Below are 12227 nucleotides of genomic sequence, written 5' to 3'. Positions count from 1 at the left end.
TACGCCGGTCTGCCGACTCACCCACCAGCCGACTCCCGCGCGGGGCGGCCCGTCAGAGCTCTTCCCCCGACAGCAGCGGTTCGAAGGACCGGTACGCGTCGTAGTTCCGGAAGTGCCTGGTGTACAGCTCGGCCCCGTCACCCGGCTCGGGGTCCGCGACCTCGCTGACGTCCACCACATGGAGCAGCTTCCACGTGACGGTCTCGCCGAGCTCGTTCTCGTAACTCGTCTCAAGGCGCTTGCCGTGTGCAAGCGCCTTGTCGCGGGCCTCGTCCTCGTCCCGCGCCGTGAGCAGGACGAAGTTCTCCTGGTAGAGCGGGGCCTGGCCTTCGGCTGTCGTCGACGCCTCGCAGAGCAGGACACCGACGTAAAGGCTCATCTCCCCGGCCACCTTCGCTTCGGTCTACTTCTGGCTACTTCTTGCTACTTCTTGAACCGGTTGTCGTTCAACAGCTTCCAGGCCGTTTTGCAGGATGCCTCGCCGCAGCCCTTGATTTCCCCGAGGGTGTCGCCGTAGTGCTGCCCGGGGAACACCGACCGGATGGAGCCCTTGCGGCAGCGCGAGATGAAGTTGTTCGCGATCTCCCCGAGGTTGTCGTTGGCGGCGCACGCGTCGTCCGCGACGACGGCCGTCGCGGTCGTGGTCGTAGCGGCTGCTGCCGTGGAAGGGACGCCGCCCAGCGCGGCGACGGCGACGAAAGCCGCCGTCGCGACCGCGCGCCCGATGCCCCGCCGCATCCGCACGCCCCTTCCCGCCGACGTCAGCAACCGGCCATCTTCCCGTACGCGATCCACACTTCACCCTTGTTGTTGAGGCTGACATTGCCGCTCTTGTGGAGGTACGTGTAGGTGCCCCGGTACTTCCTGAGCTCGCCGAACTGCGACTCCAGGGTCATGTACGGCGAATCGATCTTCCAGTCTCCGGAGTACTTCGCGTACACGCCGTCGGTCCCGTCCGTACCGCTCGCCCAGCACGCGCGTGAGCCCGAGTAGAGGACCAGATTGCCGTCGTACTGCATCTCGAACCGGTAGCCCCCGTTGCGCAGGCACTGGCCCGGGAGCATCCGGTCGTCGAAGGAGGTGCCGATGCCGCGGCAGTCGGCCGCCCGGGCGGCCGCCGGGGCTTTCGCGGAGGTGGATGCGGGGGCGGGGGCGGCGGACACCGGCCCCGCGGAGGAGGTGACGGTCGCCAGGAGACCCGCGAAGGCGAAGACGCAGGTACGGGAGAGATTCCGCATGCGGTGCCGGTGCTGCATGTGGTGCCTTTCAGTTCTGTTCGACTCAACTCTGTTCTGTTTCAGCCCTGCTCGGCCCTGTTCAGCACAGCGCTCGCTCCCCGTGACAAGGCGCCATCGTGCACGGGGAGTGACGACAAAACTACTTCAAGTCACCGCTCGGCACCAGTCCCCGCCCGTGTACTCCCTTTGGCTGGTACTCCCTTGAGTGACCAGCCCTTCGGCGGTCTGCGAATATCGTGCACACAGCAACGTGGTGACAGGGCGTGAACAAGGCGGCGCGGACGGCAGTGCGGCGCGCGGGCGGCAGTGGGGGCTTCAGCATGCAGACGGTGTCCGAGCTCGCGGGCCAGGAGGGCTTAGCGGCGGGACTGAGCGCGATCGTCACCTGGATCACCCTGACCGACCGCTGCCACGGCAAGGGCCGCCTGCTGGGCAGCGTGCACGCGGCGGCCCTGGCCTCGGCGGTGTGTCTGCTGATGGCCGCGGCGGCCGGCGCGGGCGCGTATCTGCTGCCGCTGGCCTCCCACTTGCCCGCCGCGACCTTCGCGCTGGTGGGCGCGGGCGTGACCCGGCGGGGCCGCAGACAGCAGGAGGGCGTGAGCGCGCTCACCACCGTACTGAGTCTGGGCGTGGCCCGGCTGCTCGTACGTCTGGAGGAACGGCTCGCCCTCGACCGGGCGGACTGGTGCGACCGGCTGATGGAGATGGACGGCCCCAAGGACCGGTGGCGCGCCCAGCGGTTCATGGACGACGTCGCCCACCATCTGCGCGAACGCTGGGGCTCGGACAAGACGAAGGCCAAGCACATCGAGGAGCGCTACCGCGAAGCCGTCGACGCGTTCGCCCGATCGGCGCAGATCGAGGCCCGTATCGACACCGCGTGCGCCGAGGACCGGCGGGAGTGGACCGGGCTGCGCGCCCGGACCGACGCCGAGAAGCACGAGAGCCGCCGGGCCCACGGCACCGCCCTGCACCACTGCAAGCTGCTGCTTCATCTGGCGCACGAGTACGGACGGCGTACGGACGACCGCGCGGTCGAACGCCTGTGGCGGGCCAGCCAGGAGGGCAACGCCACGGCCGCGCTGCCGTCCCCGCGAAGGCCGTTCCTGCACCGCGTCCTGCGCAGGAGCGCGGAGCGCAGCCGGGGTTAGGGGGCGGCCGGGGTTAGAGGGCGGCCGGGGTTAGAGGGCGGCCGGGGCTAGTGGTGCGTGGGCGCCAGGACCCGTTCGCGCTCGCCCGCGAGTGAGGTCTCGGCGGCAGCTTGAGGCACCGAAGGCCCGGTGAACAGGACCTCGACGCCCGCGTCGAGCGCGGCGGCGGCCAGCGCGAGCGACCGGATGGTCAGATTCGCGTCACCGGACAGGATCTGGCTGACCCGGCCGGGACTCACGCCCATGCGGGAGGCGAGTTGGCTGCGGGTGAGGCCGCGTTCCTCCAGCAGCCCGGCCAGTGAGGCGGCAGCCTGCCGGGCCACCGCGCCCGCCACTAAGTCGGCACAGCCGGGATCATCCTTGGCGAACCAGGGCATGTCAGCTCCTAGACACTCGTCGACGTTCCTGTTCAGCTCCTACTCACAGGATGCCACCTTTAGTTGGAGCTAAAAACACGCTTCACGCGAAAGCCCCAAGAAGAGCCACAGGACGCACCTGAACCGGAACGATGAGAACACCCCGAAGACGAAGGAGTACGTACGCGCATGACCAGCACCGCGGACGCCGCCGCCGACCCGGTCGACCTGCTGGTGGTGGGCGCGGGCCCGGCGGGCGTGGCGGCCGCGCTGATGGCCGCGAGCCTGCGGATGCGCGTCACCCTGGTGGAAGCGGCCGGGGTCGGCTCGAAGGTGGCGGAGATCGGCGCACTGGAGAACGTGCCCGGCGGCTGGACGACGGGCCCGCAGCTCGCCGAGGCGTTCGCGGCGGACATCGCCAGGCATCGGGAGTCGGGCCGCCTGACGCTCGTCCGCGCAAGGGCGACGGCGGTGACGGGCTACGACGCCCGCGCCGAAGTAGCCCTGGAAGACGGCGAGTTGCTGACGGCGGCGTCGGTGGTAGTGGCGACCGGGGTAACGACGCTGACGCCCCAGGACGTGGACTGGGTGGAGGTCAGGGGCGAAGTCCCCCGCGTACCACCCCTATGGCGAGCCGCCCCCGAGGAGGTCGCGGCCCGCGAGGTGGTCGTCCTGGGCGCGGACCGCCCCCTGGGAACGTGGCTGCGCGCCCACCCGCACACCGACACCCGCTTCCGCGTACTCCACCCCGCCCACGACACGTACAAGACGGCCGAGGTCGCGGAGGACCGCAGGGTGCGCTTCGACCTGGTCGAGCGGGTCCGGATCGCCCCGCGCCCGGGCGGCGGGTACGACATCGCCGCGCACCACCCGGACGGCACGAGCCACCGGGCCACCGCCGACGCCCTGCTCGCCAACCTGGGAAGCAAACCGGCCGCGCTCGACGGCCTGGTCACCGGCCCGGACGGCTACTGCCCGCCGGACGCGCAGCACCCGCGCGTCCTGGTGGCCGGCGACCTCAAGGGCGCCCGGATGCAGCGCATCGCGGTGGCCCTGGGCGACGGAGGCCGGGCGGCGCTCACCCCGTACTACGGCTCGCTGGGGACGACTCCGTGAAGCTCCCTGAAGCTCCCTTGACACCCCGTTCCGAAGCGGGCCGATAATTGCTCCTCGCGAAATACGGGCCGGGGGGCCGAGGGTTCCAAAGGGGCCAGGGGGGCCGAAGTGGACAACCGGGCGTCAGAGGGGGGATTCCAGAATCCCCTCACCTTCCTCGGTGCCGCACTGAGCACCACCGCGTCCGTCATCATCGCGCTGGCGGCCGGAAAGACCGACGACAACCGTGCGTTTCTCGTCTTCACGGCGGTCTTCGTGGCCATCCTGGCACTCGCGTTCATAGTGATGCTCCTGATGCGGCCAAGACGCACGGGCGGTGCGAGGAACACGGGTCGCACAGGACTGGATCCCCCCGACTCGGAGATGACGTACGACGTCTTCATCTCCAGCCCGATGGCGTCCTTCCCGACGACCGAGCAGTACGAGGAACACCGCGCCGGAATACGCCAGGTGGTGGAAGCCCTGGAACGGCACTGCCAGTTCAAGGTCTATTACGCCGGACTCGCCCTGCCCACCCAGAGCAGCTTCCAGCGGCCGGACCTCGGCGCCCAGCGCGACGCGGCGGCTCTACGCCAGAGCAAGAGGTTCCTGCTGGTGGTGCCGCTTGCGCTGATATCGAGCGTCTACGTCGAAGCGGGCTACGCGCTGGCGCTGCACAAACCCTCTGTCTACTACCACCACAGTGACGTGGAGCTGCCGTTCATGCTCCGCCAGGCCTCGCAGTACGGGAACGACTTCCCGCGCTGCAAGGAATACGGGTATGCGCGGATCGAGGACATAGTCCAGGACATCGAAACGAACAAGAGCTCGCTCTTCGATTAGCGGGAAGGCCCGTGACGACGTGGACAGCCGTGATGACGACATGCGTGAGGAGATGCCGGTGTCCCAGGAGGAAAAGGCCGCGAGGCTGGGCGAGTTGCTGCGTGCGCGCGGCCTTTCGATCAGCACCGCGGAATCGCTCACCGGCGGAATGCTGGGTGCGGTGATCACCGGAACTCCAGGGGCATCCGACTACTACCTCGGCGGAGCCATCACGTACGCCACCGAAGCGAAGGCGAGAATCCTGTCAGTCGACGAACACGTCCTCGCAACCCAGGGCGCGGTGAGCCCGGCGACGGCCGAGCAGATGGCCCACGGCGTACGCCTGCTCTACGCCAGCTCGATCGCCGTCTCGACCACCGGAGTCGCCGGCCCGACCGGCCAGGACGGCAAGCCGGTCGGCCTGGTCTACATCGGCGTCTCGGACACCGCGACCACCCTGAGCCACGAGTTCCGCAGCACGGGCACGACACGCGAGGAAGTGCGCCGCCAGACGGTCGAGCAGGCGTTGGACATCCTGATCGGGCATTTGGAGAAGGAGTGACGACGAGGGAGCCCAGCCACTACCGGGCGTCGACGCACACCGTGACGGGCAGCTCCTTCAGGGCATGGGAGCGGAACGAGGTCCGCCACGCTAGCTGTTCGGCAGGGGTGGCCAGAGCGAGGCGGGGGAAGCGGCGCAGCAGGGTGGCCAGAGCTATCTGTGTCTCCATACGGGCCAGGGGCGCACCGAGGCAGTAGTGCATGCCCTGTCCGAGGGCGAGGTGGGCGGTGTCCTCGCGGTGGATGTCGAAGCGGTCCGGATCGGGGTAGCGGTCGGGGTCGCGGTGGGCGGAGGCGAGGCACAGCATCACGGTGTCACCGGCGGGAACGGTCGTGCCCGCGATCTCGATGTCGACGGTGGGGAAGCGCCGGATGGCCATGTGGTTGGGGTGGGCGTGACGCAGGAGCTCTTCGACGGCCTGCGGTATCAGACCGGGGTCGGCCCGCAGAGCCGCAAGCTGCTCGGGGTGCTGGAGAAGCGCCAACACCCCACTGCTGATGAGGTGTTGGCTGTTCTCGCTCCCGGCCATGAGGATCAGGAAGACGAGGGAGACGAGCTCGTCCTCGGTGAGCCGGTCGCCCTCGTCGCGGGCGGCGATGAGACCGGAGAGCAGATCGGAGCCGGGGTTGGCACGGCGGGTGGCAACAAGGGCGAGCAGGTACTCATGAATCCCGGCGATCGCGGCGGCGAGCTCCTCGCGGCCGGGCGGCGCGAGCATGGTGGTGACCCAGGCCGAGAAGTCATGCCGCTCCTGCTCGGGGATGTCGAAGAGATCCCCGATGACGGTGAGCGGAAGCGGGTTGGCGTACGCGGCGACCAGGTCGACGTGCGGGGCGCGGGCCAGCTGCCGCTCCAGGCCGTCGGCGAGGCGCTCGGCGGCGGCGAGCACATGGCCGCGCAGGGTCTCGACGTGTCGCGGGGTGAACGCCTTGGAGACGAGGCGACGCAGCCGCAGATGGTCGTCCGGGTCGATGTTCAACAGGTTGGCGTCCAGCGCGGGCGGCAGTGCGAAGCCCGCGTAACCGCCACGGGAGTGCGCCTTGTTGACGGAGAGCCGAGGGTCACTCAGCCCTGCCCGAACGTCCGCCTCGCGCAGCACCAGCCACACGGGGGAGCCGTCGGGCAGCGCGATGTGGTGGACGGGGGCTTGGGCACGGAGCTGTCGGTACGTCGCGTACGGATCGACGAAGTGCGAGGCATGGTCGAACGGCCGGGGCAGGGCGTCGGCAGAGGCCGAAGAAGAGCACATGGGAGGTCTTCCACCAGGGTTGAGGTCGTGGGCGCTGGGTTCAGGCGGTGAGGGGCTGACGGACAGGGGCCGCCAGACCCACGCCCAGGGCGCACCCGGCGAGGAGTCCCGCGCCGTGGTTGTTGGTCATCAGGCAGAGGAGGAGCCCGGCGGCGGGGATGAGGAGTACGAGCCGGCGCAGGGCGGGGAGGCTGCCGTGCCGGGCGTAGGAGACGGCGAGGGCGCCCACCAGGCCGCAGATGGCCATGGAGTCACCGCCGCCGTGGCGGCTCCAGCCGGCCATGCTCACGGCCTGCGCGACGACACCGCTCACCGTGAACGCCAGCACCATCGGCCACGGCCCGAGCCGCCGCTCGGCGACGGGAGCGACGGCGGCCAGCGCGGCGACGTTGAACAGGATCTGGAACCACCCGGAGGACTGCACGGCCAGGGCAGTCCCGGCCCGCCACCACTCACCGCCGGGGTGACGTTCCAGAGCGCCGATCATGGATGGGAAGACCGTCTGAGCCAAGCCGAGCACCGCCATGACGGACACCAGCACGGCGGAGACCATGGGGACGGGCCGCCGCCACATCCGCAACAGGGCCAGCGGAGGAGGAAGGTCCTTGTCGCCCTGAGTGGTGAGCGCGGCCAGGAGTCGGGTCCCGGTGACCATGACGGCGGCGGCGCAGGCATAAAGAAATACGGTGTGACTATTCATGATCGCAGCCTGCCAGAAGCCCGACGGGCCGTCGGCGGCCACGGCTGCGCGAGCGGGGGACACACCGCGGTCCCACCGGCCGGATCGGCGGGCAGGGTGCGGCCCGGTTCCTGCCGGTGCGTGTTTTCGGGGTCGTGATCACGAGAGGGTCGTGGTGTCAGCTGACGCGGACACGATCAACCCACTTGATCTGGCCGGTCCGGACGTGGTTGGGCGGTGTCGTTCGAGGTTGTTCCGGGTTTGGTGTGGAGGACGTCGCGGGCCTGGTCCGCGGCGCGGGCAATGCTTTCGGAGACGAAGTCGAGGAAGCGGGCGATGTTTTCGAGGCGGGCGGCGGCCGGGGTGGCGGACCCCAGAACGCCGACGCCCTGCCGTGCGGTGTCGGCGAGGTGGGCGGTGCCGCGGGCGCTGGCCATCATCGACTCGTACCAGACGTCGGCGTCGATGATGTAGCGCTCGCGGCGGCGTTCGTCGCGTTCCCGGCGGACGAGGTTCTGCTCTTCGAGGAACGCGATCGCTTTGGAGACGGACGCCGGGCTGACCTGGAGATGCTGGACGAGCTCGGACGCGGTGAGGCTGCCCGCGTCGCTGATGAAGAGGCAGGCCAGCACCCGCGCCATCATCTGGGGGGTGCCGGACTGCATCAGGACGGTGGTGAGCGTCTCCTCGTACCGGCGCACGGCCTCGGCGTCGCGTCCGTAAGCCTGCGGGGGCGCCTTGGGGTCCTGGGGTGCGGCCTGCCTGCGGCGGTGGGCGCGGTGTGCGGTGGCGCGGTGGGCGATCTCGGCGCGGTAGGTGGTGGGGCCGCCGTTGCGCATGACTTCGCGGGTGATCGTCGAGGTCGGGCGGTCGAGGCGTCTGGCGATCTCCGCGTACGCGAGTGAGTCGGCCAGTCCCAGTGCGATCTGCTGGCGTTCGGTCTGGGTGAGCCGGCCTCCTGGCATCGCGGCCTCCTTCGTGGTTCGTGGTGCTCCCAACATAGCGTTCACCTTCAATCTATTGCAACGAACAGGGTGTGGGTTGTTGCATTCAACTCCATTCCATTGCAATGATTTATCGGCTTTGACCTGCATGGATGGCAATTCCATGCAACACACTTGTTGCCGAATCCATGAACGCAACGTAGCTTTTCCGTCATCAGAAACGAAGAGCTCAAGGAGAGCACGATGCAGAAGTTCGACACCCCCGCCCCCGTCGTCGCCGTCCTCGACATCCCCGCGGGACGTATCCAGCTCATCGCCGCCGACCGCGCCGACACCACGGTCGAGATCCGGCCCGCCGACGCCTCCAAGAACCGCGACGTGAAGGCGGCCGAGCAGATCGAGGTGGCCTACGGCGACGGCGTCCTGCGGATCGAGGCCCCGGCGGCGAAGAACCGGATCCTCGGAAACTCCGGATCCGTCGAGGTGACCGTCCAGTTGCCCGCCGGCTCCCGCGTCGAGGCGAAGGCGGGCGCCGCCGAACTCCGGGGCGTCGGGCGCCTCGGCGACGTCGCCTTCGACGGCGCGTACCGCCAGACCAAGATCGACGAGGCCGCGAGCCTCCGCCTCACCGCGACCGAGGGCGACGTCGAGGTCGGCCGGCTGGGCGGCCCCGCGGAGATCAGCACCACACGGGGCGACATCCGCATCGCCGAGGCCGGGCGCGGCACGGTCGTGCTCCGCACCCAGTCCGGCGACATCTCGGTCGTCGCCGCGCCCGGCGTCTCGGCCGCCCTGAACGCCGCCACCGGCCACGGCCGCATCAACAACGCCCTCAAGAACGACGGCACCGCCGAACTCGACATCCGCGCCACCACCTCCCACGGCGACATCACCGCCCGCAGCCTCTGACCCGCGGCCTCCAACGAGCAGAGCCAGGACTGTCCGGCCGGGCCGACCGCGACCGCGATCCTCTCGGTCACCGCCGACGACCCGGCCGCCCGTCCCCAGGAGCCCGCGCTCCACACGCGGCGCCCGGAGAAGTCGAACAAGACGCTTCACACGACCAGGGGGACCCATGAGGAAGAACAGCACCTGCTCGACCGGCGCACAGTGGACCGGCATGGTGCCGGTCGACGACACGGCCCTGGCCGTCAGCGACACCGGCGGCCCCGGGACCCCCGTGATCTACCTCAACGGCCAGTTCGCCACCCAGGGCTACTGGCGGCGGACCATCGCCGAACTGGGAACGGAGTGGCGGCACATCACCTACGACGAGCGGGCCCGCGGCAGGAAGTCGAAGTGTTCGGCGGACTACTCCTTCGAGGCCGCCGTCCGCGACGTCGACGCCGTTCTCGCGGCCAGGGCAGTGGACCGGGCCCTGCTGGTGGGCTGGTCCTACGGAGCGGTCGTCGCGGCACACTGGGCCGACCGCAATCCGGCCCGTACCCTGGGCGCGGTCCTGGTCGACGGCGCGTTCCCGCACGACTGGCTCGACGAGGCCATGGAGCAGCGCATCCGGAAGCTGTTTCGGCGGATGGGCTGGTTCACGCCGCTGCTGCGCCCGACCGGCCTGACTCCGCGGATGAGCGCCGAGGAACAGGCGAACAGCAACATCGAACTCGGCAGGCTCTCCCGTGAGCACGAGCTGGGCCCCGTGCTGGACAACATCACCGTCCCGGTGCGGTACGTGGTCGCTTCGGGCACGTCCTTCGGAAGCCGCGGTGATGAGCAGGAACGGATACGCGCCGGCCTCGACGCGGTGACCGCCCGCAACGCGAACATCCGCGTCAGCGCGAAGGTCCCCAGCAACCACGGTGCGATCATGAGAAAGGACTACCAGGCCATCGCCGGGGCCGTACGCGAGGTCGCCGCGCTGGATCGCGGGGGTGCTGAAGCCGGACCAGCGGACTGACGGTCAGTCAGGCGGCGGTGGCCGTTCTGGAGCGATCCGCTGTGCAGGAACGTCTCACCTATCGGCTGGCCTATGCGGGCCCTGCGGTTTTGGAGAATGTGCGCCTGCTGGACCCGCTGCTCGCTTCGGGTGCGGCCCTGACGTGTACGGCGGGCCGGGCTCTGCCGAGCCGTCTGGCTGCCGGGACGCAGGTTGAATGCTGGGCCAAGGCTCCGGGTGCGCCCGGGCACCATGAGTCGACGGCGCAGGTGTGGGGGACGACGGCGGACGGGGCCGTCTCGCCGGACGGCGCGCCACTTCCCGCACTTGCCCTGTACGCGCGGGCCGTCGCCGGCTACACCGTGCCCGAGGTGAGGGCACGAGCCAGACCTCACGCTCACCCAACGCACGGCCACGAGAGAGACCATGGACACCGCGCTGGACGCGGTGTCCGTCGTCCGCAATCAGCGCTCCAGCGACATACGGTGGAGCGTGCCGGATGCGCTGTTCTACGCGCTGATCGCTACCGCCGTCCTGGTCGTGCTGTACCCCGCGTTGGTCGGCATCAACGCCGGTCCCCGCCACATGCCGGTGATGGTGCTGCTCGGCGCCGTACTCGGCTTCGGTGTGTATCTGGTGTCGAGCCTGCAGCACTCCTTCGCACCGCCGCTGGGCATCGAACCCGACGCATACCGCCAGACCCTGACCCGATTCGTCCAGCTCGACAGCACCACCTAGAGCACCGGGCGCGCCCGCGCTCAGGCGTGCAGCCGCGCAGAGATGGGCCGTTGGTCTGCACCCGCAGTGGTTGAGAGCGTGCACCGGGCCGTGTCGCGAGGACAGGGCTGCATGGTGCGGTTATGCACTCTTCGTTTTCGTCCGAGAGCTCTGCTCGGCCCAACTCTGTGTCCCGGCGCGGCTTTACCGCAGGAACCGTCGCTGTCGCGGCGGCGCTCGGGGCGCCTGCGGCCGCTGCGGCCGGCGCCGCCGAAGCGGCGGCCAACCGAGCGGCCTCCGCGACCGGATCCCTGCTGACGCAGCGCTGCGTCGAGGTCGCGAGGGCCCTGTTGCTGCGCGGACCCGACGCCGAGGACCTGGTACCGGCCTACCGCCAGATGCTCGTTGGCGCGGGGCTGCCCGCTCGGCCGGGCGGCGAAAGAAGGTACTCGTTGGCAGGGCGTCGCGGCGCGGGCCGGTGAAGGCAGGCGGGGCATTGGCTTCGAACGGGCCCGCCGGGCGCCTCCAGCTTGCCACCGGCACTGCTACCAGAACTGGGCCAGCGCGCCTTGCCTGTACGGGCCCGGGTCGACGCTGAGGTCGCCGGCGAACGGCCGGTCGAGTACCAGGACGAGCAGCAGGCTGAAGCCGATGAGAGCGGCGACGGAACCGACGAAGAACAGCTGCGCTCTGCGGCTCGTGTTGCCGTACAGAAACGTGAACGGAATGATCAGGAGTGCGCCGCCGTACACCAGTACCTGGAGCAGCGGGGGCAGTTCCTGGCCGGACTGCGCTATCCGGGACCGGCGCTGTGCGACCACACCGTTCAGGTCCGCGACGGTCTGCCCGTAGAAAGCTTTCTCCCGCTCGGTGGCCGGCTCGTAGGACTGGAGCACGGTGTAGATGCCGTCCATTCTGCTCTCAGTGGCCGCGTAATCCGCCTTCCCGGCCCGCATGAGGGGCCACTGCGTCTCCACGACTCGGTGTACGTAACCACTGACAGCGGCGTTCAGCTGCCGCTGCTCGGGGGGCGGGAAGGCGCGGATGTCGCGGACGACCTGGGCCAGGCCGGTCGTCTCGGCGGCGACCACCGACCTGGCGTCCTGCATCTGAGTCCACAGCGTCACCACGACGAAGGCGAGGATGATGCCGTAGATCGCGCCGAACATGCCGAGCAGCACCCCGACCATGTCGTTGTGCTCACCCTCAGCCAGTTTCGGATACCGGCGGTGCGCCAGGGTGCCCCCTGCCACAGCCACGATGACAAGCCCGCCGACCACCACCGCGGCGATCTCCAGCGTGGACAGATGGTTCAGCAGCCACAGTTGCAACGGTCCCCCGAACACCCCGAACAGACATCCCCGGCACCCATCCCGGCGCGCGACCCCGGCCCGGACACCAGGCGTCGCCACCGCGGACGAGAACAACCTCCCCGGTGTGCTGCGCAGAAACCGTTACGGATATGCGCGCCCGCCGTGCGCATTCACCCGGAAGAGGAAGAGGCCGACGCGTACCGGACACGC

Annotated in this window: 15 protein-coding genes; 7 read left to right on the top strand and 8 right to left on the bottom strand. The window is 69.6% G+C overall.

The window, feature by feature from the left end:
* Positions 1–52: 52 nt before the first annotated feature.
* Genes ACGFRG_RS33375 through ACGFRG_RS33365 form a run of 3 tightly spaced genes read right to left on the bottom strand, consistent with a single transcriptional unit; the run spans position 53 to position 1238 of the window.
* A complete protein-coding gene (locus tag ACGFRG_RS33375; protein ID WP_361428541.1) occupies positions 53–379 on the bottom strand; it encodes a DUF4288 domain-containing protein in 327 nt (108 codons plus the stop codon).
* 44 nt (positions 380–423) lie between these two features.
* A complete protein-coding gene (locus ACGFRG_RS33370) occupies positions 424–738 on the bottom strand; it encodes a hypothetical protein (RefSeq protein ID WP_393270062.1) in 315 nt (104 codons plus the stop codon).
* A gap of 23 nt (positions 739–761) precedes the next feature.
* On the bottom strand, positions 762–1238 hold the full coding sequence (locus tag ACGFRG_RS33365; RefSeq protein WP_361428545.1) for a hypothetical protein: 477 nt from the start codon (positions 1236–1238) through the stop codon (positions 762–764).
* A 320-nt stretch (positions 1239–1558) separates the two neighbouring features.
* Here ACGFRG_RS33365 and ACGFRG_RS33360 point away from each other — a divergent pair, with 320 nt between their 5' ends.
* Positions 1559–2389, top strand: a complete 831-nt coding sequence (locus tag ACGFRG_RS33360) for a hypothetical protein (protein WP_361428547.1) — start codon at positions 1559–1561, stop codon at positions 2387–2389.
* 47 nt (positions 2390–2436) lie between these two features.
* Here ACGFRG_RS33360 and ACGFRG_RS33355 read toward each other — a convergent pair whose 3' ends face one another.
* Positions 2437–2766 (bottom strand): helix-turn-helix transcriptional regulator, encoded by a 330-nt coding sequence (locus tag ACGFRG_RS33355; protein WP_361428549.1) that lies wholly within the window; start codon positions 2764–2766, stop codon positions 2437–2439.
* Between the two features lie 168 nt (positions 2767–2934).
* On the opposite strand from ACGFRG_RS33355, the gene ACGFRG_RS33350 reads away from it, so the two are divergent.
* From ACGFRG_RS33350 to ACGFRG_RS33340, 3 genes are all read left to right on the top strand, one after another.
* A complete protein-coding gene (locus tag ACGFRG_RS33350) occupies positions 2935–3861 on the top strand; it encodes an FAD-dependent oxidoreductase (protein WP_393270057.1) in 927 nt (308 codons plus the stop codon).
* Positions 3862–3969: 108 nt separating this feature from the next.
* Positions 3970–4683, top strand: coding sequence for a hypothetical protein (locus ACGFRG_RS33345; RefSeq protein WP_393270054.1), 714 nt, complete (start codon positions 3970–3972; stop codon positions 4681–4683).
* A gap of 58 nt (positions 4684–4741) precedes the next feature.
* Entirely contained in the window at positions 4742–5224 is a 483-nt protein-coding gene (locus tag ACGFRG_RS33340) for a CinA family protein (protein WP_393270051.1), read from the top strand.
* A gap of 19 nt (positions 5225–5243) precedes the next feature.
* On the opposite strand, the gene ACGFRG_RS33335 is transcribed toward ACGFRG_RS33340, so the two are convergent.
* The 3 genes from ACGFRG_RS33335 to ACGFRG_RS33325 form a co-directional block, all read right to left on the bottom strand.
* Positions 5244–6473: a cytochrome P450 gene (locus tag ACGFRG_RS33335; protein WP_393270048.1), complete on the bottom strand. Its 1230-nt coding sequence runs from the start codon at positions 6471–6473 to the stop codon at positions 5244–5246.
* A 40-nt stretch (positions 6474–6513) separates the two neighbouring features.
* Positions 6514–7173 (bottom strand): rhomboid family intramembrane serine protease, encoded by a 660-nt coding sequence (locus ACGFRG_RS33330; RefSeq protein ID WP_393270045.1) that lies wholly within the window; start codon positions 7171–7173, stop codon positions 6514–6516.
* 176 nt (positions 7174–7349) lie between these two features.
* The gene (locus ACGFRG_RS33325) at positions 7350–8117 is read right to left on the bottom strand and encodes a helix-turn-helix domain-containing protein (RefSeq protein WP_393270042.1); all 768 of its coding nucleotides are present in this window, start codon (positions 8115–8117) and stop codon (positions 7350–7352) included.
* A 222-nt stretch (positions 8118–8339) separates the two neighbouring features.
* On the opposite strand from ACGFRG_RS33325, the gene ACGFRG_RS33320 reads away from it, so the two are divergent.
* The 3 genes from ACGFRG_RS33320 to ACGFRG_RS33310 all read left to right on the top strand — a co-directional run bounded on the left by ACGFRG_RS33320 (position 8340) and on the right by ACGFRG_RS33310 (position 10725).
* Positions 8340–9005 carry a DUF4097 family beta strand repeat-containing protein gene (locus tag ACGFRG_RS33320; RefSeq protein ID WP_393270039.1) on the top strand — a complete coding sequence of 222 codons (666 nt, stop codon included), beginning with the start codon at positions 8340–8342 and terminating at the stop codon, positions 9003–9005.
* A 166-nt stretch (positions 9006–9171) separates the two neighbouring features.
* Positions 9172–10008: an alpha/beta fold hydrolase gene (locus ACGFRG_RS33315; protein WP_393270036.1), complete on the top strand. Its 837-nt coding sequence runs from the start codon at positions 9172–9174 to the stop codon at positions 10006–10008.
* A 405-nt stretch (positions 10009–10413) separates the two neighbouring features.
* On the top strand, positions 10414–10725 hold the full coding sequence (locus ACGFRG_RS33310) for a hypothetical protein (RefSeq protein ID WP_393270033.1): 312 nt from the start codon (positions 10414–10416) through the stop codon (positions 10723–10725).
* A 524-nt stretch (positions 10726–11249) separates the two neighbouring features.
* Here the strand turns inward: ACGFRG_RS33310 and ACGFRG_RS33305 are convergent.
* Positions 11250–12050 (bottom strand): DUF4239 domain-containing protein, encoded by an 801-nt coding sequence (locus ACGFRG_RS33305; RefSeq protein ID WP_393270030.1) that lies wholly within the window; start codon positions 12048–12050, stop codon positions 11250–11252.
* Positions 12051–12227: the final 177 nt, after the last annotated feature.

The organism is Streptomyces sp. NPDC048696, assembly GCF_043198895.1.
Lineage (GTDB): Bacteria > Actinomycetota > Actinomycetes > Streptomycetales > Streptomycetaceae > Streptomyces.
Note: the sequence above shows the minus strand (reverse complement) of the source record. Positions and strands in the feature narration are given on the sequence as shown.

Excerpts from the sequence above, each read along its gene's own strand:
- ACGFRG_RS33375 (WP_361428541.1), bottom strand. The coding sequence starts at position 379 with ATGAGCCTTTACGTCGGTGTCCTGCTCTGCGAGGCGTCGACGACAGCC.
- ACGFRG_RS33370 (WP_393270062.1), bottom strand. The coding sequence starts at position 738 with ATGCGGCGGGGCATCGGGCGCGCGGTCGCGACGGCGGCTTTCGTCGCC.
- ACGFRG_RS33365 (WP_361428545.1), bottom strand. The coding sequence starts at position 1,238 with ATGCGGAATCTCTCCCGTACCTGCGTCTTCGCCTTCGCGGGTCTCCTG.
- ACGFRG_RS33360 (WP_361428547.1), top strand. The coding sequence starts at position 1,559 with ATGCAGACGGTGTCCGAGCTCGCGGGCCAGGAGGGCTTAGCGGCGGGA.
- ACGFRG_RS33355 (WP_361428549.1), bottom strand. The coding sequence starts at position 2,766 with ATGCCCTGGTTCGCCAAGGATGATCCCGGCTGTGCCGACTTAGTGGCG.
- ACGFRG_RS33350 (WP_393270057.1), top strand. The coding sequence starts at position 2,935 with ATGACCAGCACCGCGGACGCCGCCGCCGACCCGGTCGACCTGCTGGTG.
- ACGFRG_RS33335 (WP_393270048.1), bottom strand. The coding sequence starts at position 6,473 with ATGTGCTCTTCTTCGGCCTCTGCCGACGCCCTGCCCCGGCCGTTCGAC.
- ACGFRG_RS33330 (WP_393270045.1), bottom strand. The coding sequence starts at position 7,173 with ATGAATAGTCACACCGTATTTCTTTATGCCTGCGCCGCCGCCGTCATG.
- ACGFRG_RS33325 (WP_393270042.1), bottom strand. The coding sequence starts at position 8,117 with ATGCCAGGAGGCCGGCTCACCCAGACCGAACGCCAGCAGATCGCACTG.
- ACGFRG_RS33320 (WP_393270039.1), top strand. The coding sequence starts at position 8,340 with ATGCAGAAGTTCGACACCCCCGCCCCCGTCGTCGCCGTCCTCGACATC.
- ACGFRG_RS33315 (WP_393270036.1), top strand. The coding sequence starts at position 9,172 with ATGAGGAAGAACAGCACCTGCTCGACCGGCGCACAGTGGACCGGCATG.
- ACGFRG_RS33310 (WP_393270033.1), top strand. The coding sequence starts at position 10,414 with ATGGACACCGCGCTGGACGCGGTGTCCGTCGTCCGCAATCAGCGCTCC.